The organism is Acinetobacter sp. WC-141, from assembly GCF_000313935.1.
Classification (GTDB): domain Bacteria; phylum Pseudomonadota; class Gammaproteobacteria; order Pseudomonadales; family Moraxellaceae; genus Acinetobacter.
Map to the genome: position 1 here is coordinate 88241 of NZ_AMSS01000034.1, position 25828 is coordinate 114068.

Genomic DNA, 25828 nt, shown 5'->3' on the forward strand with positions numbered 1-25828 from the left:
TAATTTTTAAGACGCACGTAATCGACGAGTCTTGAAAATACCCAGTCCTTTATCTTTAATATCTAGAATAAAAGATTTGAGTCCATTTTCATTTGGAATCGGTAAGCTCCCCCGTCCTAATCTATGCATTTGACGCGTATACCAAGTAATTTCTAATGACCCCAAATTATCAATAAACTTAAAACCTGTAGTTAATGGTTTAACTTGATTAATAGTTTCAAGCCCACTTAATAGCCGTTTTGATGCCATCGGTTCAATTGCGAAAATTCGGCCAAGACCAATAAAATCTAAATCATTATTTGATAAAGCACTTTCGATCCCTTGCAGACTTCTAAAGCCTCCAGTCACCATAAGTGGCACTTTACTTTGTTCACGCACTTTTTTAGCAAAGTCTAGAAAGTAAGCTTCACGAGAGAGGGTTGAGGCTTTGGATTTACCCAATTGCATAATCGGTTTTTCATAGGTTCCGCCAGAAATTTCGATTAAATCGATACCTACTTCATCCAATGCTTGAATGGTTGCCAGCGATTCTTCTTCGGTAAAACCGCCTCTTTGAAAATCGGCTGAGTTTAATTTAATACTTACCGGATAGTCCGGTCCAACTCGATTACGAATTTCCTTATAAATTTCAAGTACAAATCTACGTCGATTTTCAATATTTCCGCCCCATTGGTCTGTACGGCGGTTATGGTGCGGAGAAAGAAACTGACTAATTAAATAACCATGTGCACCATGTAACTGAACACCTGTAAAACCTGCTTTCTTGGCAATCTCAGCGGTATTTGCATAGCGTTGAATCAGATCTTCAATTTCATCATGAGTTAGTTCTCGCGGTGTAGCAAAAACTGCTGCCATTTTCGGGCCAAACGGCACAGCGGAAGGTGAAACCGTTTCTTTATTTAACCCTCGAATTGCTTGTTTACCAGGATGGTTTATTTGCATCCAGATTTCACTACCACCAGATTTAGCAACTTCTGCCCATTCTTTGATGAGGTCAAAATCTTTTTCATCTTCGATGATGACATTACCGGGTTCACCGATTGCTCTAGAGTCAATCATCACGTTACCGGTAATCAAAACCCCCGCTCCAGACTGAGACCATGTTCGATATAACTGAATCAGCTCTTTACTCGGTCGCCCATCGGTATGAGCCAATGCTTCACTTAAAGCTGATTTAATCAGCCTATTTTTTAACGTAATTTTTTTCTTAAATACAAATGGCGATGCGAGCTTTAAATCATTTTTCATCTTAGGCCTCCGGCGTGATTCTTTTTTATGCAGTGAGCTTTTGAATATAGTTACGAATAGGCAATGCGATTAAATCAGGATGGCTCGCAATTCCCCAGTGACCCGCATGAATATCAGTACGTGTAAAAGAAGAATTTACCCATCGATCTTGTTTATCGACGATATGTTGAGGGACAAAGCGATCTTTAGTCATCGATAAAACATGTACAGGTACTGAGGTATAGCGTTTTTTCGAGTTAATTAATGGCTTAAACAAATTCAATCTATAAAAACCTAACCCACGGATCGCATTTTTGAGTTGATGCGGATGTGGCGTAACTTTCTTACCCTCGAGTTGAGAAACGACTTGTGGCCATATTTTTGATAAACCCAGATACCAGCTTAGCTCTGGAAGAATTGGAATATTAAAAAACAACATGTAACTCGAAGAAATCATCTGCTTGATAGCCGCGAACTTTCTTGCAGGCTCTTTGCTGTTTAGATTTTCTTTAAACCAAATGCCTGCATGGTCAATACTTGGAGCTAAAGCCGTATAGCTTTTGATATAAGGTTTTAACTTATCATCCAAAATCGCTTCCCAACCTTGCAGAGCACCCAAGTCATGACCAATCAAGTGAACAGGCTGCTGAAGACTCGTTTGTTCAATAACTGCTTTTAAATCAGAAATGAGATAGTCCATGTGATATCCCGCTTCAGACAACGGAGCTCCAGATAAACCCGTTCCTCGCACATCGTAAGTCACGATATGGAAATCTGATTTCAGCAATGAAGCCAGTTCATCCCAGATCTGAGCTTCATCTGGATAACCATGAATAAACACCAGCGTTTCACGATTAGCTGTTGCTGTACCCCACTCATATATTGATAAAGTGACATCAGCTGACTGAATATATCTTTGTTGTTTTTCAATCATTGTATTCATATTAGCTCACCAACCCTTTTTGTATTTCTTGATAAAGTTTGACTGCCGGTGAACGATTTATATAATCCAATGCAAGCTCAGTTGAACCTTCATAGTAAGGATGATAAGCAGGTTTAAAGAAGTTTTTAGCCGTCGTCATAAACCAAATCGGACTTGGTACTAATTCTTGAGAACTTGCTTTAAACCATTGTCGCCAAAAATCAAGACGACCTAAGCTTTGCTGAGATTTAGGCAAGCTACGATCTACCGCTGCAAGCTCTTGCGTGCCTTTCACCATTAAATAAGTAAAAATGGGTGCCGTAATACTCATGATTGCAGCACGCAATGCATAGTTACCGCCTAAGTGCTCAAATAGATCAAAGGCAACGGTTCTATGTTCAACTTCTTCTGCACAGTGCCAAGTAAATAAATCACTTACCACGGGGTCACACCCCTTTTCTTCCCAGTGAGCTTTCGTCAAAGCATATTGACCTAATGCACACGTATAATGTTCGGCAGCGGCGACAATGCCTACACGGAGCAATAACCAAGACTTTTGCATACGCTTTGGTAGAGTTTTTCCAAATGGCTTATCTGCAAGCATGTAATCAAATAGTTCAATTACGCGCTCGTACTGTTCTTCAATATCAACGCCATAACGCTGAATATATTTTTCGATAGATTCCTTATGCGCTTGAGCATGAATTGCTTCTTGGCGAATAAAAGTTTCTACATCTTTTTTTAATTTTTCATCGGTTACGAATGGGAGTGCCTTATTAAAAATACGGCAGAAAAAGTATTCTCCTCGCACAAGCGTAAAACTGAAGTGATTTACAGCATGACTACCTATTGGAGATTGTGGCATCCAGTGCAATGGTGACTCATTCCAATCAAAAGCGACACGACGCGGAAATAGAGGCCATAAAGTTTTAGATGCCATATCCTTGAATGTGTTTGGGTACATGTTCTTTTTCTCTTCCTCAAGATAGCTACACATTAAGTTCCAAAAAGGAACTTGTTAATATCATTAAAGGACAATTCCTATGTCAGAACGGTCAAAAATTTGAATTAGTCTTTTAAAATAAAGGTTAAGTAAGACATGCTAGATTAAGAAAAATTAAAAAAAGCCCCCTTATGGGAGCTTTTTCAAAAATAACTTAGGATTTGTATGGGCAGTTTAAAGCTTAAGTTGGGTTAATCTCTGCCGTTAATCTTTGCAAATCATGACCCGAAGGTGCTTGGTAAACACGTAAACCAAACTCGGGAAGAATCGCAATTAAATGATCAAAAATATCGGACTGAATCGCTTCATAAGAAACCCATGCAATGGTATTGGTAAATGCATAGATTTCTAAAGGTAAGCCCTGACTGGTCGGCTGTAATTGTCTAACCATAATGGTTTGATTTTGGGCAACCCCCTTATGCTGGCGCAAATAAAACTCTACATAGGCTCTGAATGTTCCGATATTGGTTAAACGGCGCTTGTTATAACGAGATTGATTGCTTAACTGTTTATTGAACTCTTCAATTTCAGAATTCTTTGCATCCAGATATTGATCTAATAATAAAAACTCTTTGAGCTTTTGTTGTTCTTCGTCACTCATGAAATGAACACTGCTTTGATCGAGAAAGAGTGAACGTTTCATTCGACGACAACCTGAATTGCTCATACCTCGCCAGTTTTTAAATGTATCGGTAACCAGCTTATTGGTCGGAATGGTCGTGTAGGTTTTATCAAAATTTTGCACAGTGACTGTATGCAATGAAATATCAATCACATCACCATCTGCATTGAGTGATGGCATTTCAATCCAGTCTCCAATACGAACCATGTCATAAGATGCAATTTGCACACTAGCAACCAATGACAAAATGGTGTTTTGGAAAACCAGCATTAATACTGCTGCCATCGCACCAAAACCTGCAAGTAATGTGAACACATCCTTTTTAAGGAACGTTCCCAAAATCATCAGGCCACACACAACAAATAAAATTAATTTAACGAGTTGTAAGTAACCTTTAATCGGCTTGTTTCTAGATTTTGGATTACGCTGATAAATAAGGTTGAAGATATTTAACAGTTCGCTGACAGTAAGTGCGAGCGTGAGAAAAATAAATGCTTGCGCCCCCATTTCTACAAAAGCAATAAACTTCGCAGATAGATGCGGAACTGTTGCAATACCATTCATAATCACAACAGCAGGAACAATATTTGCAAATTTCTTTATGACACTATGCTGAGCAAAAATTGATTGATTGGGTGATTTAAGTTTTGTGACTAAATGACGAACGCCTCGAACAATAATTCGTTTGGCAATAAAATTTGCTATTGCTGCAAATAAAATTAAAAGAGTGAGTGAAACAATCATCTCTAGCCAAGGATAATGGCTTAACTGAACCCGAATTTCGCGAAAAAAATTAAAAAAATCCAACATCTACCCCTTAAAACTTTATTTTCTCGAATTTTAAGGGGTAAAGCATTTGATAATAAGACTTGTTTACATATGTAGTCATAAATACAACAACTAAGTTATATACCTGCCTTAATGAATAAGGATGCTTTTTATTTTCACACTTCACTGTGAGGTTTTATCTGCTTTTGTTTTAGATTGTTTTTATTGAGTAGATCGACTGAATTGGTTCATCTAGAATAATACTTTAAATGAGTAATTCTGGTTCTAATAAGTGAAATTTTCTGATTTTTTGACTTTTATTGGAATAATCTGGTTTACCCTATTCTTTATTTATATTGCTTGGACCTTTTTTCTTAAAAGTCTGGTTTATAAGTTTTTTATATATAAACGAGGAATCGTTACTTCTGCCGAAGTCGTGTATTTTCAAGACTCGCTCGTTAAAGTTCAATATCGTCCTTTATGTCATATAAAATTAAAATTCCAAGCGGCGCAAGGTCAAATTATTACCGAAAATCTAAAGGTGATTATTGCTAAACAAAATCACGATCAATATAAGGTGGGTAATATCATCAATATTAAATATGACCCACAAAACTTAAAGAATATTTCGATATTAGGAGAACTCATGTTTTGAGTCCTTAGAGGTTATTTAAAAAGTACGATAAACCCTGTGGTGCGCGTCCATTTAATCGACTACTTGTTGTCACCCGAACTAGATTGCTCCAAGTAATATTGCAACAATGCTTTATAAATTTCTTGATTAACGAAACATCTTCATGACATGAAATAGGGTCAAAGCCCCCTACTAATAGATAGACTTCTGCACTAAAACTCAAATTTGCTCCATGAATATGCGCATGATCCATCTGATCTTGATAATGTGCCAAGTACTTTTGCTGTTTGTCCATAGATAGATGGCTCAAGTCATCTAACATCACAGTACCGCAAATTACATCTGTGGGTTGATGCTGGATTTGATAGCGCAGCCAATCCGGACTGACTATTGTGTCTGCATCCGTACATGCAATCCAAGTCACTCCACGCTCAATCAAATGACGAATTCCCAAGTCCCGTGCTTGCCCTACACATGCATAGTTGCATTCAATCCAATTGATCTGATGGCTTTGTACAATCAATCGCGACTGATCTGTACAACTATCAAGTACAACAATCACTTCTACTTCATAACCGCTAATCTTATCTATAGCCACCTGAATAGATTGCAGACAGGCTGATAGATAGTACTCTTCATTATGCGCTGGAATAACGATACCTATTTTCATTTTAGTTTTTCCTGCTGTGCTAAAGAGGAAGTATTCGCCGTCCACAAATCAATCATAAAGTCTGGATCGTTTAAGCTGAGATAATGATGAAATGGAAAATGTTGCTGAAAACTTTGGTGGACTTGCTCGGCATTTAACTCAAAATCTTGAATTTCATGATGCCAGTGACAACACAAAATCTCGCCGTTGTCATTTAAACTATGCTTTAACTTTTCAATAAATTGATGCAATTCATCTGCTGACAAGTAATAAGCCATTTCGCTAATTAAAATCAGATCAAATTTTTGAACCAAATAGTCCTCTGGTATTTTTCTATTTTCGACCACTACATGCTCAAACTCTTGTAAGCGCTCGGAAGCTAATTGAACAGCACACTCAGACACATCTATACACACCAGAGATTCGGCTCTTTGCGCTAAATGAATACTTAAATGTCCATTTGAACACCCCACCTCTAACACTTTTGGATAGCGGGGTTTTGTGAGTAGCGCAAGACAAATTTGTCTTTTACGTGCTTCATACCAATGTGAGTCATAGCCCCATGGATCACTGTTATGACGATATAAATCTTCAAAGTACATGCGAGAATGAATCACTCAAATAAACCTCATAAGGCATTAAAAGACGATTAATTATCGAAGTAGACAAAACTGCCATATTCCCCGTAGTTTCATCTGCTTCAATTTGGCTTTTAAACTGCAAAATTGCTTGATGTTTTTTAATTAACTGCTCTTCGGTTAAGTGGTACGCTTTTGCGGAGTGCCAATCAATTCGCGCATCTAAAGGCTCAGCCCAATGCCACGCCCATATTAATACGTGTAAATACAAAATCTGCTTAGCTGTTGCATAGGCTTGAACTGTCTTACCTACTGCTTCATGGTCTGGGTGACCATCAAAGGCATAACTACAAATCAGAATGTCATCAGCTTGAATGATGTTATCTAAACTCTGCCAAAGTTGATCAGTCTGAAGATGAATCTGGCCATCTAACAAGTTGAGTTCTACCCGTTCAGTTGATTGCAAAACCCCTAAACAATTTAAGGCCTCTAAGCTTTCTTGCGGACGAAGAATATTAAGTTGATCTGGAGAATATTTCCTAGAATTAGGATGACTTTGCGTACCGTTAGTTACCGCTAAAATTAGAATTTTACAATTCAGTGAGATGAGCTGCTGCATTAAACCACCACACCCTAGTACTTCATCATCTGGATGTGGAGCAACAATTACGACCCTTTTAGAGCGGAATAACTCAAGATCTAAAGCCTCTAAAGGTTGTTCTTTAAACGCCTTTAACCATTGCTCTTTGGCCGTGCCCTCACCAAAAATAACGCGGTCTTCGACCAAAGGATGTTTTAAAGTTCCCATAGGCTTTGGTCCGATAAACAGAGTTCTGTAATTTGCTGGTAGTCAAAAGCAGCATGACTTTGTCTTATAAACACAGGCAAATCCGCCATGAGCTGTGCAAAAGTGGCATCCTCACAAAAAGGACGAGCACCTAATGCTTTCCCAACTCGTTCAATTACACTCAAACAGGATTGCTCTGTTTGGGCACGCAATATTCGTATCTCACGCTCATGATTTAGCATGGGTTTGCGATCAATCAGTTCAACAACATATTGAAAATATTGCTTGGTGATTTCTAATTGCTGAGCGACTTCTCCTAAATACAATTTTTTAAAAGGATTCGGACTGACCTGACAACTTTCTTGTAAAAAACCAGCTAAACCAACGGCGGCACCATACCAACAAGCCGCAACACCTGCTGCACCATGCCAAAAGCCTGGGCGTTTTAAATAACTATTTGGATGACCGATCAATTTTACAGGTGTATTTTCAAAACTTACTCTTGCCGTCTGTGTCGGATGCATTCCGACTGCATGCCAGTTACTTATATCAGTGCTAATGGAGGAGTGACTTAAGTCGACAATACAAAGCTGCGCCTGCCCTTGCTGATTTTTATAACTCATCAAAGCTTTTTGAATAAATTCTGCACCAGAACACCAAGGCTTGATGCCATTACAGAGGTTATCTTTCACTTGCAATGGAGCTGGTCCGCCGTCTGCCGCCCAAATGGCCCAAAGCTGGTCATCTATTTCTGACTGATAACCCAATTCATTTAAAATGCTTATAGCATCGCAATGTGACTCAAACAGCTTCGCCAAACTTAAATCGACTCCAGCAATCTGAGCAAAAAGTTGCCAGCGTTGATAGGTCTGACCCGAAGCTGGATGTGGTAAATTCTTGGTTAAATTTACCAATTGATAGAGTAAATTTATACGAAGCTTGCTTTTATCTTCAGCTAAAGCCGATTCAAATTCACTCAATAAACTTAATATCGTCACATTTATAGGTATTTTAATATTCATTGCAAATAGTTATTTATAAGACTTCATTTAACCTTATCTAAATACTTCTGTTTAAATAAACATATAAATTGTAATAAAAAGATAAATATTATTAGATTTATCTCTAATTATTTCATTGTTACTCAAATATAATTATTAAGTGAACTTATAACCTGATCCTGTAAGGTTTATTAAAAAACCCACATTTATGCACTTATTTAAAGTAATTTAGGTTTTACCGTTTTTCTATTTCTAAAGAAGAGGTCAAAAATGAATACTTTAAATATTACTGATATTAAAAAACACGCAGATGTTATTGCTTCTTGCGGTACAAAAGTAGGAACGGTCGACCATCTCGACGGTGAAAATCAATTGAAACTGACTCGAGACGAAAGTGGTCAACATCACCTCATCCCTACTGCGTGGATTGGGGAAGTGAAAGAAAACCAAGTCATACTCAACAAAAATTCAGAAGAAGTTAAAGATCAGTGGCAAGCGATCTAGACTTCTCGACTAGCTAGTTTTTAGCTGGATAAAAATAAAGTTAATAATTTATATAACTAAAATTTAAATTATAAAAACTGAAGCTCCTTTTCATTAAGGAGCTTTTTTATTTCAATATCTATGCAAAAGCCCCCATGATTGGAGGCTTTTGTATTTAAGTTCTAGCTCATTAGGCAAAGTTTAAAAAGAAATAATCCAACAAGCGATCTCTTTCATCGACCACATTTTCACCTAAGAGTTGAACCATTGCCCCATCTATCATAAATAAAAACATGTAAGCATCTTGAACTGAAGCTGTAGATTTTAAGGTTAAGAGTAATTTATAGATTTCATTAACAAACCATTTTCTATAGTCCACTACAACTTGATAGGCATCCGGATAGATCTTTTCAATTTCAAAAATTGCCTTAAAGGGTAAATGATAAAAGCCATTTAAGTCGGCATGTAAAAGGTAAATTTGCTTAAGTTTATCGAGCACTATTTCTTCACGGTAAGAGTTAAGAATTGAATATACTTTTACTTTGAGCGCATCTTTTTGAAAAGTGAGACACATCTCGATGAGTCGTGCTTTTGAGTGAAAGTCGTTATAAAAAGTAGCTTTGTGAATTTTGGCTTCTGCAATAATTCGGTCGACACCGACCTTATGAAAGCCATCTTGATTAAATAAGTCTTTTGCTACGTGAAGCACGCGTAGTGCTCTAAATGAAGATTCTAAATTGTTCATGTGTACCGCTTAAAATAATTTTTTGTTGTATCTAAAGAGATAGAAATGCCGTCACTCTTAAAATGAGTGCTAAAAACAGGCATGCAAAAGCCGCACAAAATGTGCCTAAGCTATCTCAGGTTTTATTGTTGCTATGATTTTTTAGTCGTAACGAGCTAAGGTTTTAAAACCTAAAGTCGATTTAACCGTTTTAAAGACCAGTTGGGCGGTATAACTAGAGAGAGTTTGGCAAAAGCCAATAAATAAGAAATAGTACGCATGAGCGAACTCCTTTGGCTAAAAAGAAGTTTCACCACATTACTGCTAAATAATGGTGGCGAAACGAAAGAGGGTTAGCAGACTGGAGCCAAAGAATCCAGCACACCCGAAGGTGTCCCCCTCCCGTTCCGCCGCAGAGGGGGCACGCAGGGATTTCCACAAAAAAATTACTACTTTTTCGTGTACTTTGGCTGATGGTCTGCTAAAACCAACTGGCAATGTAGGCCAGCACGCAAAGCATAATCGGAGGGGTTTTAGGTGTCAATGTGATATTGGCTAGAAAATAATTGAATAAATATTATTTTTCATTGAATTAGAATATTTAATTACTTTATTAGAAATTTATTATTTAATAAAAATAATAATAGAACAAAAGAGGGTTAGCAGACTGGCAACAAAGAATCCAGCACGCGCAAGGCGTCCCTCTCTCATCCTGAAATGAAGAATAATAAGAGAGATTTTAAGTGTCAATGTGATATTAGGTAAATCCTTAAAGTTTATTTTCTATTTTTAAATTATAATTTATATGCTGTTATACACCGATAAAATGAATAAATAAATCCATTTTATCGGCTTGCTAGAAGAGGTTTTTAAAACCTTATTTTTTTATTGTTTAATATATTTTGGAAACTCTTTTAAAACCTTATGACAAAAGTGCCCCTGAGTATCCTCTTTCTTGCGCTCTTCAAATTCCTTCATACCAAATTTCATAACCTCTCTACCATATTTTTCGCCAAGATCATGTTTAGTACATTTCGCGGCAGCATCCTTTAACTCTTCTGAATAATAGTGATAATTACAATCAAGTTGAGCACGGCTTAAAAAACCATGTAGCTCTACTGCTTTCTCGCACTGTGTTTGCTCTAGAAGATTTCTAGATTCTTGAGCAGCATAAGTTGATGTTGCTACCAATAAAGTGAAAACCGTTACTAAAAAATTACGCATTATTTCCCCGAAAAAGTTATTAAAAGTATTAGTGATAATATTGCGGGCGTATTTAATAATAATTATTTACAAGTGTCTATTAATAATAGAAAAATGAGGTAAATCACCTTCTCTTTTGAATAATTAATCACCTTAATAAAATTGGGTGATTAATTTTTATCAAAAAATAATATTAAATTTGTTTTATAGCGATCTTTAATATAATCCAAGTTATTCGAGAAAAGAGTTCTAGCAATATTTAATTGATTTTTAAACTACTAAAACCCTTACTCATTTCAGCGCTTTAAAACCCTAATTTCTTAAAGACAAAATAACCCACATGGCTTTCAAAGCTACCGTCATTTTGAATTTTGAAATATTTCTTAACGAGGTCAGATGAACCTTCCTGCAAATAACGTAAAGTTTTGATTTGATCTTCGGGGGTTTTCATACGCTTTACCCAACTGTCAAAGTCTAAGGAGAGCGTTTGTTTGTCTAAGCCCACTAAATCAAAACCTGCATCTTCGATAAAATAGATCCACTCTTTGACACTATAGTTTCGTACATGACTCGGGTCACGAATAGTCTCGATGGTCTGTAAAAACGTATCTAATATCGGCGAGCTAGAGCTAATAATGTCTACAAAAATAACAATGCCATCAGGCTTAAGCACGCGGTTTACTTCCTTCATGGCAGTCGGAACATGCTGCCAGTGATGAGCAGAATATCGACTAATCACGACATCAAACTGCTGGTCACTAAAAGGCATATCTTCAGCAATGCCCTGCTGCACAAAGATGTTTTTTAATTTACGTTGGCTAGCAGTCTTAGAGACTGTATCTAACATTTCATGAGATAAATCGTAAGCAAACACTAAATCAGCATGTGGAGCAACGTTATAAGAAACATGACCACCACCACAGCCTAAATCCAGAACGACAGCCTTTTCAATTTTCTGAATTTCATTAATAAATTTATTAAATTCAATACCTTCAGAATGAGCTTGGCTGTTCAAATAGTCGAGAGACTTATTTTGATATTGTTTTTGATTTATATCGTGTTGGGTGATCATAACATTGCTTCCTTTTAGGCAATAGAATCACCATAAAGGAAAAATTAGATAAAAAATAATGATTAGTTTTTCTTCAATTAATAAATAAAAGTTATTATTTAATTTGTTTTAATACATGATGCCAATTCATAAAAATAGATTTAAACATTATAAGAAATCCGCAAAGAGCACTGTTTAGTCACCCTTACTGAAACAGTGCTCTTTGCTCCATCACAACCCTTATCCAGAAAGGCCCGATGCATAGAAATAGTGTATGTACCTTTAGCGCAAAATGTTTCCTGTATTTTTTAATATTTTTAAATGTTCACAGCATAAAAATAAAGTATATTTAGATTTATCAGAAGATTCTTCTTTGGTTTATATTTTGAACAGAACAGAATACACACTAGACCGTATAGATCGGAAAATTTTATCTGCCTTACGAGGTAATGGCCGTTTAACTGTTGCTCAATTAGCAGAAGAAGTCGGCCTTTCATCTTCTCCATGCTGGACACGACTAAAACGTCTGGAAACTTTAAAAATTATTGAAGGCTATACGGTAAACGTAAATCCCAAAGCGATTGGTATTCACGAGGTATTTTTTATCGAAATTACTCTAGAACGCCACGATGATGAAATGCTAGAAAATTTCAGCGAAGCATTAGCAGATATACCGGAAGTTGTAGAAGCCCATTTGGTTACAGGTGACTATGATTATTTGGTTAAAGTAGCCGTAAAGGATGCAGAGCATTACGAGCGTTTCTTACGAAAAAAACTTTACTCAATTAAAGGCATCCGGCACACACGCTCAACCTTTGCCCTGCGTCCTCTTAAGTCTGCCAATACAGCCGATTTGATGCTAATTGAGTAAAAAGAACAATTCCCTACGCCCTATCAATTTAAGTTTTTGATTATAAAATTATTATTAAATGTAGGGCCTTAAAATATAACAGATTAAAACTCTGTTATATTTTTTTTAAAAAATTCTGTATCTATGATTACAGCCTCTGCTTCTCCATAATAAAATTAATCTGAATTGGAGGCATCGCCATGAACATTCTGAAGAAAAAGAATAAGGCCAGTTTTGTATTCTTTATTATTACACTCTACTCTTTTATAGGGTTTGGTTTAGGCTTTATTATTTGGGAATACCTTTTAAAGACCTAATTTGCCAAAGAAGGCTTAACCCACCTCAGAAATAATTTCTGACGTAATTTCTTTGCTACGATGATATGCGGCCTTCATTGCTAAACGTATATCATCAGATACATTTCCTAATTCAAACATTCGTAAAGCCGATTCGGTAATCCCATTCGCCAAAGTCACTTTTCCACATAAATCTGCCGGTGGAACATTCGTTTTACGAATCATTTCAACTGCGCCCGTAGCTGCTTGAAGTGCCAGATCTAAGGCAAATTGTTTGTCGAGACCTAATGAAACACCCGTCTTAATCATGCTATCTAAAATATAAAAAAAGTAAGCTGGCCCAGAACCAGATAAGGCAATAATTGCATCAGTCTGGGTTTCCGAAGCTGCCCAGAAAGTCTGCCCCGTTGCAGAGTACAACATTTCAATGATGTCTTTATCAAGTTGGTCCATTTGCTCAGAAGCAATAAGGACATGCGTGCCCGTATAAGTAAGCACTGGAGGATTTGAAATTACACGAACAACTTTCTTTGAGCCGGTTATCGCTGTCAGTTTTGCAATATCAATTCCCGCCATCATAGAAATAATGACTTTAGATGCTAAATACTTTTTAAAAGGCGCAAGCGTTTCTTTTAAGTTATTAGGCTCCAATAATAAGATTACAATATCCGCTTTTTTTAAACCGTTTTCCTTTTGCTTCAATATATTTGTATCACTAATTTTTTTATCTTCAATAAGATGTATCTTTTCTTTTTTGAACCCTTGTAAAACCAGGCCTCCTATTAAGGCTAACGCCAGATTACTACTACCAATAAAACAAATATTAGGTTGTACTGCATTTAACATTTAAAATGTTTTCCTTTCTTAAAGCAGACTAGAACAATAAATATTATCTATAATTTAATTATGAACATTGAAATGATGAATAACTATTTTGAATAAGGAACCCACTTAAATACATAATATTTAAGTGGGTTTTGTTTTATTTGCGCAATAAATAAAACAACTTTAGCTTAAATCTAATGTATTACTATATTTAGTATATTCCATATAAAAATTGTCACAAGTATGTAATTAGTATTATAAAATTGTACAGCACTCAAAATAGGTAACACTATGTGCTAAGTGGCTAATTTTTTTAAACAAGAGGCATTAAAGATATTACTTTTTTATAAAATATCTACTCATACTGCTCAAGACTTTTAAAAAGGCTAAGGACTAGAAAATTTTAGAAATAATATAAGCTAATCACTATATCTAAAGTTTTTAATTAGTCTCTTTCTTGGTATTTAGGATTCGCTCTGCCTTTCTTGTTGCTTGATCTAAATCTATATCATCACAAACCCAGAAAGTAAAAATTTTTCCAAATAAATGAAAGTGTTGTTTGATATATTCAGAGCTATGATCAGAATAATGATCTTCCACTTTAAAATAATTTTTATCGTTTTCTACTTTTTGTCCGTCAAAAATACCGCCAATACAAATATCCATTTTAATACCAAAAACTTAGTTAGTCATATTATAGCATATAAATTAAAAAGTAATTTTAATAGATTGTTTTTTATACAACCCTTTCATTTTAAACATATTTAAAATTAAATCTTATAAAAAACCCACAAAATAAAGTGGGCTTTTTAACTTTGCTAAAATGCCATACTTTTTAAATATAGTTTATTTAAATAATATATTTATGCATTTTATTGAGTTACGAATTTTGAAGAATCACAATATTTGAAGCTTGCGGGCCTTTTTTACCCTGTACTATAGTAAACTCAACACGTTGACCTTCCAATAGAACTTTAAAACCTTGTGTTTGAATATCAGTAAAATGAGCAAAAATATCTTTACCTTCATCAGTCACAATAAAACCAAAACCTTTAGTTTCATTGAACCATTTTACTGTACCAGTAGTAGTAGACATATGTTAATCCTAACTCTTAAAATATTATAACTTATTATTGGTGAAACCAATTTAACTAAAAAATAGACGTCAGAACTTAAATATCTGAAAAAACCGAAGGATTATAAATAAAACCACTCAAATAGAAATTTATTATGACAAGAATATTTTGTTAGTTATTCTCGATAATACACGCTTCAGAAGCATTTGCAATCGATATTCAAAATAATTCAAACAAGAGAAGTTTGATCTGTCTAGACTTCCCTGTTTCATATTGATTTTATTAAAATTTCTCTCAATTAAAAATCAAATTTTGTTTCGTTTTTAATTGAAAGAATTAACTTTACTATGCCCCATTAGTAAAATTTCTGTTCACCAGCGGGACGTGTCTTAAAGCGTCGATGGAACCACATATATTGTGTAGGAGCAATACGAATTTGATTCTCAATAATTTTATTGACTCTTTCAGCATCACTCACTTCGCACCCACTCGGAAAATTCTCTAATTTAGGTTCTACGAGCACATGATATTGAGGATTTCTGATATCACCACTTCTGTAAAAGTACAAAGGTACTGCTGCTGCTTTTGATATATCCATCAGTCTGCGGTGAGCTGTTACGGTAGCTGCCTGTATTCCGAAAAATGAGGCCATTACACCCTGTTTTAGACCAAAATCCTGATCAGGGCTATACCATATTGCATGACCATGTTTAAGGTTTTGGATAAGTCCACGCATGTTGTCTCGAGCAATCTGGTTTTTATAGACTCTTGCACGGCTACGATGAATCAGAAAATCTAAAAAGGGATTATTTTGAGGGCGGTAAACCACGTCCATATTAAAAAATAAGGTACAAGCAGCTCCGCCTGCATCTAAAAGCGTACTATGAGTACCTAATAGAAGTACGCCATTTTCCTGATTATTAGTTAAGTTCTCTAATCCATCTATGTGAACACGGCTTTTAAACCAGTTGGGGCTGTACCAAGCATTTAAAGCTTCAAACACGCCTGTTAATGTATCAACAAAAACCTGTTTGGCTTTCACTTCAATTTGCATAGGTGTTTTTTCAGGAAAACATGCTTCTAAATTACGTAGGGTTGTTTTTCTTCTTGAAGCTAAAGATTTCCACGCTATTTTTGAAAGAAGATCGGCGAGACGCCATTGAATAGCCCAAGGTAACATCGCAAATAACATTAAAATAAAAGCTAAGAACCATAGACCCCAATATTTAAACGATAAAAAGGAAAATTGAAATTCGCCAGATTTAAACTGCCGTTCTTTTATCGTCATATTGTATATTTCTTGAGGTATAGACTTAGCATATTAACATGCCAAATCGTTGGGCTTGTATGTTTATGTTGCTTTCATTTTTATACTTATATAACCCTCACCTATTTAGAAAGAGCACATCTTAAATATTTAATCTATTTAATTCTTAAATATACATAACTGTCTGTATACATAAATTATTTTCTCATTTAAAGTAATCCCACAATTTTGCCTCAATTGATAAATAGGATATATCAGCGTGAGCGGTCTTTTAGTTTTTATAACAATTGCATTTCTTACCCTATTAAGCCCTGGTCCGGGCGTTTTATTTACTGTCACAAATTCAATCAATTATGGTGGTAAAACTGCTTTATTCGGCATTAGCGGCTTAATTATTGGTATGTTTGTAATTGCTGTAATTTCCGCAAGTGGTGTAGGTCTTATTATTACCAGCAACCCTACTATTTTTACGGTTTTAAAATTTATTGGTGCATTTTATTTAATGTATCTAGGATATAAAAACTTCAGTAAAAAAATGCCATCGCAAGATTTAATCACTGATCAGCAAAGCGATAAAAATGTAAGTAAATCGAAATTATTTTATCAGGGCCTCCTCGCATCGTTGCTTAACCCTAAAACAATCGTATTTTTTATTGCTCTTTTTCCTCAATTTATTGATATAAAGAAAGAAATTTTAAATCAGTTTTTAGTTCTATCTTTAACCTTTTGTTTTATTGGTTTCTTAATTCATTTGGTCTATGCAAATTTCTCTTCAATTTTTAAAGAAAAGATGTTGGCTGGAAATAATTTTTCTATTCTTAATAAAATCAGTGGCGCTATTTTCTTTCTACTGGCAATTTTACTCATCGCACAATAAATCATTACTTTAAGAATTATGCTTTAAAAGCCTCAACTCATGGTTAGGCTTTTAAAGCATTTTGACTATTTAACCTATTTCTTTCTAACGACAATTTTTACAACGATACCCTGTTTAAGATCCAACCATAAAAGAAGTCTTCGTAATTTGGGTTCTTCTCTGTAATTTCGATATAGTGCTGCCCTTGCATAATATTTAAAACGCGTACCAATACCTTTTCTCCGTCTTTATGGCGTTTGTTCAAATATGTCGTAAGCGCTTGAAAAGTGTTAGGTCCATACTGACCATCTAAAGCAAGATTTGACCAGCCTTCTTTTCCCTCCTTATTCAACAGATTTAAAGCACGTTGTAATAAGGGTTTTGCAAAATTGACTCCACAATTTATGGCCGTATCTAATAACTCTTCTGCAATCGCAGGACTGATCTCATTAATCTGGTCAAATTGGGGTTCAAACCAATATTGTTTTTTATAAATAGATTTGGCCACTGCTAATGGTAAATCTTGCATATTACCTTGATAGCCCTGTGTTCGAGCTACCGCTTCTGTAATGCCAAATTTGGTGGCACGTCCATGGTCTGATGGATGATTAACATATCCACCTTCTCTGTTTATGATTGCGTCTAGGTACTGATCGATATTCATTTTATTTTACTCATATGATTGAAACTGTTTTTTTAACTATTTTGCAGATCATCTTTCGCTTTTTTTAAGTCTTTCATGACTTCTACAATCGTTTTACCTTCTTGCTTATTAATGAAGTTAAATATCCATCTCACAATGGCCCAACCAGGCAACCCGCAAATGAAGAAGAATCCACAAAGTGTGATCATTCCCCAAATATCCAATACCCATTCATGTAAATTCCACTTCATGATAATAAATGAGCCACCTGTTAAGCTTGAGACCACTGTACATATCAGCCCAACAATCCATTCTTGCGGTGAGCGAGGAAAACGCATCATCAGCACAACTGCAACAACTAAGCTGACTGCTAAAGCCACCATAACTGCAATGCTATAAAAATTTAAAAATGTGGCTAATCCACTCGTTACAATTGTTTTCATCATCTTGTCCTGCTTTAAAGGGTGAAACTTGAAAATCAATCACTCTGTCCAGCTTGTTGTTTTTCAGGTTTTATCAATACCCTTAGTTTTCTTTATTACAGCCAATAAAAAAACACTAACGCTTTAAAGCGGCGCTAAATTGCAAGACGAACCTATCCTTGACCCCATATTTCAGGGGCCCAAAAAGGAATGTTTGTATGCTAAAGCAGGTTAGTGTGCACTGTTTAAAGCTTGTTCAATCAACTCAATCACGGTGATTGCACCTATCGCTTTTTGCATAGAGACTTGATCGTCGAATTCGAATGCTTCATCTTCAAGCTCACTTGCAATTTGCTTTGCTTCTTCAAGTGCCCTTTTTATTTTTTGTACCTTATGTTTATTTATATCTTTTGCAATTGTTGGGACATACCCTCCACGTTTTGCATTTTTAAGTTGTTTAGCTCTGTTCTGCATTGCTGTAGTCATTCACTATCTCCAACTCAACTTACTTGTTTAATAAGGTATCTTTATCGTTTGTTATTCTTGAAGTTTTCATACACCATGTAAGCAATATAGCTAAGCTATGGCTACAGATATGTGTTTGAAACGTTTCATAAAGTACAACAAACCTAAACAACCAAACTGTATGCAGTTAAAGCATTAATTTAGAAATAAATATTTCATTTTCTGAAATTGTAAAAAAGTATGAAAATCCGTAGGGTTAAGCTTTTTTTTAAACTTTGTTTTTTGACCAAAAAGTTCAAATAAGGCTTTGCCGTATATCGGAAACTTTTGTTACGACTCACAATCTTTGTTAAATTCTTAATGTTCTTGATACCCTTTATCGACGAACATTAAGCCTGATCCACGGAATCGGGCTTTTTTTATTCCAATTTTTGTTTTGATAGCCTATCTGCAAATTATAATTGAGCTATCTCCCTTTTATTTTGCCTCCTATAGAAACAAAATAAATTTAGCTTTCATCTCAACATGTTGATAAGCCTCTAAATAGAGATTCAGTCTCTATTTAAACTTTATCTACTCATCTGAAGATATAACTGATATTATAACTATAGTTATTATTAGTCAATAACTATAGTTGTTTTACTCGATATAACTTTAGTTATATATTTGTTATAAGTTTGCTGGTGTGACCATTATGGCTCTTAAAGACCGTTTGAAAGACTCTAGAATTAAAGCCAAAAAAACTCAGGCTGAAGTAGCAGAAGCAGTAAAGATGTCTCAGCCTGCCTATCAGGCTTTAGAGTCTGGGAAAAATTTGAAATCTGCGTTTCTTCCATTAATTGCCCAATTTTTAGGTGTGGATGGGTACTGGTTAACCACTGGAAATACAGAAGACTCTTTTAGAGAAAGTGATGTATTTAGCCCAACTGTTGTGAGTGCAGAATCTACCGATCAATATGTCTGGATTGAAGTTGTAGAAGCTAATTTTTCTTGTGGTACGGGCGAATCTATCGAGTTTCACTTCGATGCAATTAATGGCAAAATCCCTTTTCCTGCCTCATTTTTTAAAGAAAAACGAGTTGCTCAAGAGTGCATGCGTATTATCAAAGCTAAAGGCGATAGCATGACTGACTATATTAAAGATGGAGATTTAGTCGGTATTGATATCTCTCAGACTGAAGTGATCGATGGCGAGATTTATGCAGTTTACTTTGCAGGTGAAGGAATGATTAAGCAAATTTTTAAAGAAGCTGATGGCTCTTTAATTTTGCATAGTTTAAATGAGAAATTTAGAGACCGTCGTGTAACCGAAGAAAATGGAAAGAACTTTAAAGTTATGGGCCGTCAATTTTGGCGAGCAGGTTAATTAAGTTATAAATATAATTAAAAGAATAATTTTATTGATTTAATAAATTTCGCTTTTTTATAACTTTAATTACTTATAACCCCTATAGATATAAAAAAACCTATCTCCTTTAAAAAGAGATAGGTTTTTAGCTTTAAAACTAAACATTTTTATCAACAATACGTAGTTAAACGATAAAGCTGATTAAAGCCAGCATAAAAGCTTTTACCATCTTGGTTTAACTCAATTTCTTCACCAGACTGAAGTTGAATTTTTTTACCAACTTCGACCCAACGATATCCATCGAGAGAATTTTGCTTACGCACATGAGGAACAATCCTCACATTAATCTCATTGCCATTTACGGCTGTGGCAATTAACCACTCATTTACTATATTCACAATCATTCACTCATCACTGAGCTCATGTGATTTGACGGTATTTAATTAGAACGCTAGATTTAAGGTATGGACAGTCAGTCTAGAATTTAATATTTAGCTTTATATTGGGTTATTTATAAGCTAATGCTTTTCATAATTTTCGCATTATGAAAAGTGGTACATCACAGAGCATAATATTTTGGTTGCGGGGGTCGGATTTGAACCAACGACCTTCGGGTTATGAGCCCGACGAGCTACCAGACTGCTCCACCCCGCAATTGGAAGTAAGCTTTATACGCCCATATATTTCATAAAGCAAACTCTTTTTTTTAATCTGTTGTAATTCATCAGTTTTATCTTTTTTTAATTAATTTTATATTTTGAATTAACCAGAGATGCACACGCTAACTTTAAAATTAATCTTTTGAATTGTTGTATTTATTTTAAACAGAACCCTAAATTCATAGACAGCAATTGCCTTGGGTGGGTTGCTTTTATACTATCTAGTTTAGCCCTCTAATTTTTATTTCGTATGTCTGAACCTCAGTTTTCCCTTAGTGAATATCTCGGCACAGTTCAGGAAGTCATACGCCTGGCCTTTGATGAGCCAGTTTGGGTAAAAGCAGAGATTCGAAATTTAAATATTAAAGGTGGTCATTACTATTTAGAACTTGCAGAAAAAGATGCAGATACTGATAAAGTCATTGCAAGTTGTAAAGCCACCATTTGGAAATTTTCAGCAAGTAAAATTGTTCTAAAGTTTGAGCGTGAAACTGGTATTGAGATTTCAAGTGATCTGAATGTTCTCATAAAAATTCGAGCTCGTTTTGACCCTCAATATGGTTTTTCAGTCAATATTGAAGAAATTGACTCAAGTTTTACCTTAGGCGAAATTGCTAAACGGTATCAGCAAATTGTTGAACGACTCACTCAAGAAGGTTTAATTCATAAGAATAAACTTATCCCTACTCCTTTTGATATTCAAAATGTTTTAGTCATTGCGCCTCAAAATGCTGCGGGCTTAGGTGACTTTAAAAAAGATGCCGATGCACTAGAAAGAAATGGTGTTTGCCACTTTGTGTATCACACGGCGACTTTTCAAGGAAATACTGCTGCAACTAGCCTTATAGAATCTTTAGGTACAGGTTTAAGGCAATGGGCCAGCACATTTACATTTCCACCTGACCTCATTGTGATTATTCGTGGTGGCGGAGCGGTGAATGATTTAGCGTATTTGAATGATTATGAACTTGCAGCCCTGCTCTGCAAACGCAGTGTTCCGGTTTGGGTCGGCATTGGCCACGAAAAAGACCGAACAATTCTTGATGAAATTGCCCATCGTTCATTCGACACCCCAAGTAAAGTGATTGCTGGTATTCGTAATCATATTGTAGAACGTGTACAAGAAGCGGTAGATAGCCTGCAAACCATTAAGCTTCTTTCTCAGCATCAAATCACGACCTATCAAAGCAAGAATGATCAGCTCCTTCATCACATTAAGTCTTCAGCACAAGGACAACTTAATTCAGCACATCATCTGCTTGACCAGATGAAAGAACGTATACAGTTTAGTTCACAACAACAAGTTAAATTTTCATTAGCTCAAATCGAATCTTTAATGAAAGAAATCCTTTTACAAAATCCGAAACAGGTTCAAGCCAAAGGCTATGCCATTGTTAGATCAGAAGGAAAAGCAATTCGCTCTATACATCAAATTTCAGGCCCTTCCATTGCGATTGAAATGCAAGATGGAGTGATTGAAGCCAACATTACACAGGTAATTCCAAATGAAAAATAAAGAGTTAACGTTTAAGGACGGTCATGATATTTTGAAAAAAAATGCTGAATTATTAGAGTCTCAAGAAAGCCCAGATATTGATAATTTAATGAAGATTGTTGAAGAATCGATTACTGCTTATAAAGCTTGTAAGTCACGCATAGAAGCAGTTCAGCAAGCTTTAGATGAAACGTTTAAAGAATAAAATAAATAGAAAAAGCCCATTCCTACTTCTCATTGAAGGAATGGGCTTAGTGAAAACCACTTAGTCCTGAAATACAAAAGTGTGGATTAGGTCACACTTTTGCAAAAACATAGTCACACATGAAGGACAGATGTTCAATATTTTAATTGTGTCTATTCCGTTAGTTTGGCTTAATTTTCAGCACTTCTTAACTAAAAGTTCTTTGATTAAGATCACACTAAATACACATTCTACTTTTGGTTATTTTCAAACATGCTTTAAAAGTTATTCCTCACTGAATGCTCCCACCAATTGATAGATTTTGCCGTTTTTAGGATTTTCATATAGCAAATCCATATTGGGTAAAATAATATCTTCATCAATTTCAATATGTTCAACGCTTTTATGAAGTTCAAGAGCGTGGTCATTCATAGGCCGAACTTTTGCCAAAGCAATTGTTTCTTGATTAAACTGATCCTTAATAATTACTTTTAATCTTTTCATAAAAAATCTCCTGAAAATTAAAATTTTTAATATAAATATTGGTTTAAGTTTAAAATAAGCTAATCGCTGAATAGCCGATTGGCATAGCAAAAAAGTTAAAATAAATGCATCCGTACGTTTTAAATTACACTGGTTTAACCAAGCTACTTTGTTTGAAATGACTACAGTTCCAAAAGCAATTTAATTGTGCTAGACGAAATATGTCAAAAAGGAGCATCTATTGTCGATAAAATGGTTGTAACAAGAAGTATTGAAATTAATTTTTTTAATTTAAAAACAAACAACTAACTTAAACTGACCATAAATTCACTTACGATTTCAATAATTTTAACTATGTATAATCAATCACAGAAATACAAAATAATGAGCTATTTCTTCTAGGTCATACAAAATGAACTTACCAGCTTTTCACTCAAAAAATCAGCTGTTATTTTTGATTCATATCACTTAGTAAATAGTAGCCTTTTTCACTTGAAATTTGCAAAATGATCAATATATAAACAACTAGAAATCGTGATTTTACTGAATATGATGTCTCACTCCCCATCAATTCATTGATTGTCGCTTTCATCAAATAAATTAAATGATGGAGGATGCATGATGAATGCGTATGTACGCCCTCATCCCGATGGTTTTAAATCTTATTTAGGCAAAAATCAGAAAACGGGCCTTTATATTGTGCGGCTTGGTTGGACGATTTATGAAACGAATGGTAATGGTACTGTCCTGTACATTGTCAAAAATGAAGAGAAGATTCCATTGGATGTAGATCAGTTTAAAATTGATCGTCCCAAAATTTATGCTGCTCTTCTTAACGAAGTTCAGTTTCAACGTAAAAAACAGCTGGCGATTGATCTCCAGCAATCAAATATTCCCTCTTATGATCGTAAAGCCTACAAAAAACGGCGTGGTTTTATAGACTCTTAAACGTATCTTTTATAGTAGCCATATAGAAAAAGCACCCTCGGGTGCTTTTTCTTTTAACGACGAGTTGTAATTAATACGAACATACTCAGTATTAATGTGCTTAATGATCGTTTGCAATGGATGTGGACTTCATGCTCAGCTCCGTGAGCGTATTGATTAACGTTTTCCATTTCGTGTCCTTTAAAGTTCACATTGCTAATTTGCCTAATATTCACGCAATAAGAAATTAGCCAAAAGTATTATATGCAATTTAATTTTACATAATCCTTAAATTTTATGAAGGCTACTCATCATCAACAAATAAGCGCTTTTAAGCTAAAAACTGGATGTAACATTCTACTACGAGGTTAATTATATATTAGCGATTTGTAGCCCTTTCATCTCAAACAGCCATTGCTTAAAAATGATCTTCTAAAATAGAAAAATATAACGATATTCCATTTTTTAATAACAGTCTTCGACAGGAGAACTCTTATGGAAATTCAACAAGAAACAAACTCTGCTTTATTTTGTCATACCTCTACCTCAATTCAAGCCTGTATTGAATGTATGATTGCCTGTAAAACCTGTGCAGCAGCATGTTTACAAGAAGAACATGTTCATATGATGCGAGAATGTATTAAGCATTGCATGACTTGCGTAGAGACATGTCAACTATGTACGTCTCTAGAGTTGAGAAATTCTGAACTGGCTGAGGCAGCAATGCAATTATGCGCGAATGCGTGTCAACTTTGTGCAGCCGAATGCAGCAAACATGATCATGAACACTGCCAGATTTGTGCAAAAGCATGTCTAGCGTGTGCTCAAGCCTGTCAGGCCTACCGTGCATGATTGATTTTTACTCTCATAAAGCCTACGCAATCTTTAGATCGTAGGCTGATTAAAATTTATTAAATAACAGTTAATTAGATATTTTTTTATTTAAATTAAGTTAATAATTACTTTTTTATAGGCATAAAAAAAACCCGCATCTTGGGGAAGAATGCAGGCTCTTAGATCTCCCACAACGACCATGAGTTCATTATTAAACTTGAACTTTAAACCGTTAACTAAATGTACCTATAAATAACTTAAATTGCAATACAGAAAAGTCTGTATATTTAAAATATTTTATTATTTCTACATAGTTTTATTTGCTAAACAAAACACAGAAAAAATTGGCACAATAAAAAAACATTATTTATAGAGTAATTAGTTCATAAATAGCTTTTTACAGGCATTAGAAAAGCCCGTTTCACGGGCTTTTCTGCAACGGTGAGCAATCTAAGATTTGTGTCTATCCATCTCTTACATGCTCTTTGCTAGCTATATATAAGGTCTTATCGTATCTTTTGCCCTGTCCCAAGTTTCCCTGTGGATCGAGGAGATATTACGATTACCTTAAGTACATTTATAGCATATTATTTATTCATGGCTAGTCTTGTTCACGTTTTTTTACAAATGAATAAAATACGATCAAACCTTAATATTTAAGGATTTTCTACACCATTTAGATATTGGTGAGCACTATCGCAAATTGGATACCACTTCACTTTTGAACTGACAAAAGCATGAGAGCTAACAGGGGTAGATGTTTCTTCATTAATGAGCCCTACCCTTAAACGCACCACGTCAGGTTTATCTAGACGCTCACTCCAGACAGGTGAACCACAAGTTTTACAGAACACTCTCTTTTTATTTGCAGAAGCAAAGTAAGCCTGTAATAAGTTTTCACCCTGTAAAATGTTTAAATCACTTTTTTGTACTTGCGTAATGGCAGCAAAAGCAGCACCTTGGGCTTTTTGGCACTGCGTGCAATGACAAACCATGATGGGTTCTAATTCAGCATCAATTTGAAGTTGAATACCATTACAAAGACAAGAAGCTGTATAAGCCATGATTTTTCCTTTTTTATTTTAATGAGATTTAGCTTACACCTACACCTTTTTCAATATGATCTAAAATGGCACAAGAAGCTTGTTGATCGCCACAGCAATCATCAGCAGAAGCCTGCAAAATAGAGACCATTTCTTGTAAATGTGCAATTTTTTGGTTGAGCTCGGTAATATGCTTTATGGTTAAGGCTTTCACTTCTGCACTATGGCGATCTGTATTTTTCCAAAGCGAAATCAGCTCTTTCATTTGTTCAGATGAAAAACCTAACTCTCTGGCATGCTTTAAAAAGTTCAAAGTTTTAAGGTCTGTTTCTGAGTAAATACGATAACCCGAAGCAGAGCGCTGAGCGGCTTCAAGTAAACCGATTTCTTCATAGTAGCGAATCATTTTCGCTGATATGCCTGAATGTTTGGATGCCTGACCAATATTCATCTCACACCTCAAATATTAAATTTGGTTTAAGACCTGCTGTCATAATCTTAAA

32 protein-coding genes, 1 tRNA gene and 1 pseudogene are annotated in these 25828 nt (G+C 35.1%); 10 read left to right on the forward strand and 24 right to left on the reverse strand.

Annotation, left to right across the window (positions count from 1 at the left end; all coding sequences use genetic code 11):
* Nucleotides 1-6: 6 nt before the first annotated feature.
* The 4 genes from ACINWC141_RS05685 to ACINWC141_RS05700 all read right to left on the reverse strand — a co-directional run bounded on the left by ACINWC141_RS05685 (nucleotide 7) and on the right by ACINWC141_RS05700 (nucleotide 4581).
* The gene (locus ACINWC141_RS05685) at nucleotides 7-1248 is read right to left on the reverse strand and encodes an NADH:flavin oxidoreductase/NADH oxidase family protein (protein ID WP_009388775.1); all 1242 of its coding nucleotides are present in this window, start codon (nucleotides 1246-1248) and stop codon (nucleotides 7-9) included.
* Between the two features lie 25 nt (nucleotides 1249-1273).
* Nucleotides 1274-2170 (reverse strand): alpha/beta fold hydrolase, encoded by an 897-nt coding sequence (locus ACINWC141_RS05690; RefSeq protein WP_009388994.1) that lies wholly within the window; start codon nucleotides 2168-2170, stop codon nucleotides 1274-1276.
* A gap of 1 nt (nucleotide 2171) precedes the next feature.
* On the reverse strand, nucleotides 2172-3113 hold the full coding sequence (locus tag ACINWC141_RS05695) for a metal-dependent hydrolase (RefSeq protein WP_034677764.1): 942 nt from the start codon (nucleotides 3111-3113) through the stop codon (nucleotides 2172-2174).
* 220 nt (nucleotides 3114-3333) lie between these two features.
* Nucleotides 3334-4581, reverse strand: coding sequence for a mechanosensitive ion channel family protein (locus tag ACINWC141_RS05700; RefSeq protein ID WP_034677782.1), 1248 nt, complete (start codon nucleotides 4579-4581; stop codon nucleotides 3334-3336).
* A gap of 253 nt (nucleotides 4582-4834) precedes the next feature.
* On the opposite strand from ACINWC141_RS05700, the gene ACINWC141_RS05705 reads away from it, so the two are divergent.
* Nucleotides 4835-5197, forward strand: a complete 363-nt coding sequence (locus tag ACINWC141_RS05705) for a DUF3592 domain-containing protein (protein ID WP_009388802.1) — start codon at nucleotides 4835-4837, stop codon at nucleotides 5195-5197.
* A gap of 4 nt (nucleotides 5198-5201) precedes the next feature.
* Here ACINWC141_RS05705 and ACINWC141_RS05710 read toward each other — a convergent pair whose 3' ends face one another.
* The 4 genes from ACINWC141_RS05710 to ACINWC141_RS05725 are packed head-to-tail and all read right to left on the reverse strand — an operon-like array spanning nucleotide 5202 to nucleotide 8212.
* A complete protein-coding gene (locus tag ACINWC141_RS05710) occupies nucleotides 5202-5846 on the reverse strand; it encodes a glycosyltransferase family 2 protein (protein ID WP_009389054.1) in 645 nt (214 codons plus the stop codon).
* Nucleotides 5843-6442, reverse strand: a complete 600-nt coding sequence (locus ACINWC141_RS05715; RefSeq protein ID WP_009388962.1) for a class I SAM-dependent methyltransferase — start codon at nucleotides 6440-6442, stop codon at nucleotides 5843-5845. The genes ACINWC141_RS05710 and ACINWC141_RS05715 overlap by 4 nt, the downstream gene beginning before the upstream one ends.
* Complete coding sequence (locus ACINWC141_RS05720; RefSeq protein WP_009389071.1) at nucleotides 6417-7211, reverse strand: PIG-L deacetylase family protein; 795 nt, start codon at nucleotides 7209-7211, stop codon at nucleotides 6417-6419. The genes ACINWC141_RS05715 and ACINWC141_RS05720 overlap by 26 nt, the downstream gene beginning before the upstream one ends.
* On the reverse strand, nucleotides 7199-8212 hold the full coding sequence (locus ACINWC141_RS05725; RefSeq protein WP_034677770.1) for an acyl-CoA dehydrogenase family protein: 1014 nt from the start codon (nucleotides 8210-8212) through the stop codon (nucleotides 7199-7201). The genes ACINWC141_RS05720 and ACINWC141_RS05725 overlap by 13 nt, the downstream gene beginning before the upstream one ends.
* 249 nt (nucleotides 8213-8461) lie before the next feature.
* On the opposite strand from ACINWC141_RS05725, the gene ACINWC141_RS05730 reads away from it, so the two are divergent.
* Complete coding sequence (locus ACINWC141_RS05730; RefSeq protein ID WP_009388817.1) at nucleotides 8462-8695, forward strand: DUF2171 domain-containing protein; 234 nt, start codon at nucleotides 8462-8464, stop codon at nucleotides 8693-8695.
* Between the two features lie 169 nt (nucleotides 8696-8864).
* Here the strand turns inward: ACINWC141_RS05730 and ACINWC141_RS05735 are convergent, their stop codons facing one another.
* The 3 genes from ACINWC141_RS05735 to ACINWC141_RS05745 form a co-directional block, all read right to left on the reverse strand.
* On the reverse strand, nucleotides 8865-9419 hold the full coding sequence (locus ACINWC141_RS05735; RefSeq protein WP_009388798.1) for a TetR/AcrR family transcriptional regulator: 555 nt from the start codon (nucleotides 9417-9419) through the stop codon (nucleotides 8865-8867).
* Between the two features lie 864 nt (nucleotides 9420-10283).
* On the reverse strand, nucleotides 10284-10622 hold the full coding sequence (locus ACINWC141_RS05740; RefSeq protein ID WP_009388829.1) for a hypothetical protein: 339 nt from the start codon (nucleotides 10620-10622) through the stop codon (nucleotides 10284-10286).
* 283 nt (nucleotides 10623-10905) lie between these two features.
* On the reverse strand, nucleotides 10906-11673 hold the full coding sequence (locus ACINWC141_RS05745) for a class I SAM-dependent methyltransferase (RefSeq protein ID WP_009388804.1): 768 nt from the start codon (nucleotides 11671-11673) through the stop codon (nucleotides 10906-10908).
* Nucleotides 11674-12037: 364 nt separating this feature from the next.
* Here ACINWC141_RS05745 and ACINWC141_RS05750 point away from each other — a divergent pair, with 364 nt between their 5' ends.
* Nucleotides 12038-12523 carry an Lrp/AsnC family transcriptional regulator gene (locus ACINWC141_RS05750; protein ID WP_034677787.1) on the forward strand — a complete coding sequence of 162 codons (486 nt, stop codon included), beginning with the start codon at nucleotides 12038-12040 and terminating at the stop codon, nucleotides 12521-12523.
* Between the two features lie 179 nt (nucleotides 12524-12702).
* On the forward strand, nucleotides 12703-12819 hold the full coding sequence (locus ACINWC141_RS19410) for a hypothetical protein (protein ID WP_009389033.1): 117 nt from the start codon (nucleotides 12703-12705) through the stop codon (nucleotides 12817-12819).
* Between the two features lie 15 nt (nucleotides 12820-12834).
* On the opposite strand, the gene ACINWC141_RS05755 is transcribed toward ACINWC141_RS19410, so the two are convergent.
* From ACINWC141_RS05755 to ACINWC141_RS05770, 4 genes are all read right to left on the reverse strand, one after another.
* Complete coding sequence (locus tag ACINWC141_RS05755) at nucleotides 12835-13644, reverse strand: pyrroline-5-carboxylate reductase family protein (RefSeq protein ID WP_009388777.1); 810 nt, start codon at nucleotides 13642-13644, stop codon at nucleotides 12835-12837.
* Nucleotides 13645-14064: 420 nt separating this feature from the next.
* Nucleotides 14065-14289, reverse strand: a complete 225-nt coding sequence (locus ACINWC141_RS05760; protein WP_009389075.1) for a hypothetical protein — start codon at nucleotides 14287-14289, stop codon at nucleotides 14065-14067.
* Nucleotides 14290-14503: 214 nt separating this feature from the next.
* The gene (locus ACINWC141_RS05765) at nucleotides 14504-14719 is read right to left on the reverse strand and encodes a cold-shock protein (protein ID WP_009389031.1); all 216 of its coding nucleotides are present in this window, start codon (nucleotides 14717-14719) and stop codon (nucleotides 14504-14506) included.
* A gap of 335 nt (nucleotides 14720-15054) precedes the next feature.
* Nucleotides 15055-15987 (reverse strand): LpxL/LpxP family acyltransferase, encoded by a 933-nt coding sequence (locus tag ACINWC141_RS05770; RefSeq protein WP_009389088.1) that lies wholly within the window; start codon nucleotides 15985-15987, stop codon nucleotides 15055-15057.
* 238 nt (nucleotides 15988-16225) lie between these two features.
* Here ACINWC141_RS05770 and ACINWC141_RS05775 point away from each other — a divergent pair, with 238 nt between their 5' ends.
* Nucleotides 16226-16843, forward strand: coding sequence for a LysE family translocator (locus ACINWC141_RS05775; RefSeq protein ID WP_009389093.1), 618 nt, complete (start codon nucleotides 16226-16228; stop codon nucleotides 16841-16843).
* A 97-nt stretch (nucleotides 16844-16940) separates the two neighbouring features.
* Here ACINWC141_RS05775 and ACINWC141_RS05780 read toward each other — a convergent pair whose 3' ends face one another.
* From ACINWC141_RS05780 to ACINWC141_RS05790, 3 genes are all read right to left on the reverse strand, one after another.
* Nucleotides 16941-17486, reverse strand: a complete 546-nt coding sequence (locus ACINWC141_RS05780; protein WP_009388819.1) for a glycoside hydrolase family 108 protein — start codon at nucleotides 17484-17486, stop codon at nucleotides 16941-16943.
* A 32-nt stretch (nucleotides 17487-17518) separates the two neighbouring features.
* Nucleotides 17519-17908 (reverse strand): hypothetical protein, encoded by a 390-nt coding sequence (locus ACINWC141_RS05785; protein WP_009388787.1) that lies wholly within the window; start codon nucleotides 17906-17908, stop codon nucleotides 17519-17521.
* A 210-nt stretch (nucleotides 17909-18118) separates the two neighbouring features.
* Nucleotides 18119-18373, reverse strand: coding sequence for a hypothetical protein (locus tag ACINWC141_RS05790; protein WP_009388970.1), 255 nt, complete (start codon nucleotides 18371-18373; stop codon nucleotides 18119-18121).
* A 673-nt stretch (nucleotides 18374-19046) separates the two neighbouring features.
* On the opposite strand from ACINWC141_RS05790, the gene ACINWC141_RS05795 reads away from it, so the two are divergent.
* Nucleotides 19047-19718, forward strand: coding sequence for an XRE family transcriptional regulator (locus tag ACINWC141_RS05795; protein ID WP_002119885.1), 672 nt, complete (start codon nucleotides 19047-19049; stop codon nucleotides 19716-19718).
* A gap of 152 nt (nucleotides 19719-19870) precedes the next feature.
* On the opposite strand, the gene ACINWC141_RS05800 is transcribed toward ACINWC141_RS05795, so the two are convergent.
* Both ACINWC141_RS05800 and ACINWC141_RS05805 read right to left on the reverse strand, forming a co-directional pair.
* A complete protein-coding gene (locus ACINWC141_RS05800) occupies nucleotides 19871-20104 on the reverse strand; it encodes a hypothetical protein (RefSeq protein WP_009388781.1) in 234 nt (77 codons plus the stop codon).
* Nucleotides 20105-20277: 173 nt separating this feature from the next.
* A tRNA-Met gene (locus tag ACINWC141_RS05805) sits at nucleotides 20278-20354 on the reverse strand.
* A gap of 255 nt (nucleotides 20355-20609) precedes the next feature.
* Between ACINWC141_RS05805 and xseA the strand changes: the two genes are divergently transcribed.
* Both xseA and xseB read left to right on the forward strand, forming a co-directional pair.
* Complete coding sequence (gene xseA / locus ACINWC141_RS05810; RefSeq protein WP_009389063.1) at nucleotides 20610-21875, forward strand: exodeoxyribonuclease VII large subunit; 1266 nt, start codon at nucleotides 20610-20612, stop codon at nucleotides 21873-21875.
* Nucleotides 21865-22059 carry an exodeoxyribonuclease VII small subunit gene (xseB, locus tag ACINWC141_RS05815; protein ID WP_003652614.1) on the forward strand — a complete coding sequence of 65 codons (195 nt, stop codon included), beginning with the start codon at nucleotides 21865-21867 and terminating at the stop codon, nucleotides 22057-22059. The genes xseA and xseB overlap by 11 nt, the downstream gene beginning before the upstream one ends.
* A 264-nt stretch (nucleotides 22060-22323) precedes the next feature.
* On the opposite strand, the gene ACINWC141_RS05820 is transcribed toward xseB, so the two are convergent.
* Together ACINWC141_RS05820 and ACINWC141_RS20380 are read right to left on the reverse strand one after the other, a co-directional pair.
* Nucleotides 22324-22542, reverse strand: a complete 219-nt coding sequence (locus ACINWC141_RS05820; protein WP_009388992.1) for a hypothetical protein — start codon at nucleotides 22540-22542, stop codon at nucleotides 22324-22326.
* 49 nt (nucleotides 22543-22591) lie between these two features.
* A pseudogene (locus ACINWC141_RS20380) lies at nucleotides 22592-22722 on the reverse strand (LysE family translocator); the annotation flags it as partial.
* A gap of 417 nt (nucleotides 22723-23139) precedes the next feature.
* Between ACINWC141_RS20380 and ACINWC141_RS05825 the strand changes: the two are divergent.
* Nucleotides 23140-23469, forward strand: a complete 330-nt coding sequence (locus ACINWC141_RS05825; protein ID WP_009389040.1) for a hypothetical protein — start codon at nucleotides 23140-23142, stop codon at nucleotides 23467-23469.
* A 474-nt stretch (nucleotides 23470-23943) separates the two neighbouring features.
* A complete protein-coding gene (locus ACINWC141_RS05830) occupies nucleotides 23944-24300 on the forward strand; it encodes a four-helix bundle copper-binding protein (protein WP_009388976.1) in 357 nt (118 codons plus the stop codon).
* 638 nt (nucleotides 24301-24938) lie between these two features.
* Here the strand turns inward: ACINWC141_RS05830 and ACINWC141_RS05835 are convergent.
* A complete protein-coding gene (locus ACINWC141_RS05835) occupies nucleotides 24939-25346 on the reverse strand; it encodes a GFA family protein (RefSeq protein WP_009388989.1) in 408 nt (135 codons plus the stop codon).
* Between the two features lie 28 nt (nucleotides 25347-25374).
* Nucleotides 25375-25776 carry a Cu(I)-responsive transcriptional regulator gene (gene cueR, locus ACINWC141_RS05840; RefSeq protein WP_009388821.1) on the reverse strand — a complete coding sequence of 134 codons (402 nt, stop codon included), beginning with the start codon at nucleotides 25774-25776 and terminating at the stop codon, nucleotides 25375-25377.
* Nucleotides 25777-25828 lie beyond the last annotated feature (52 nt).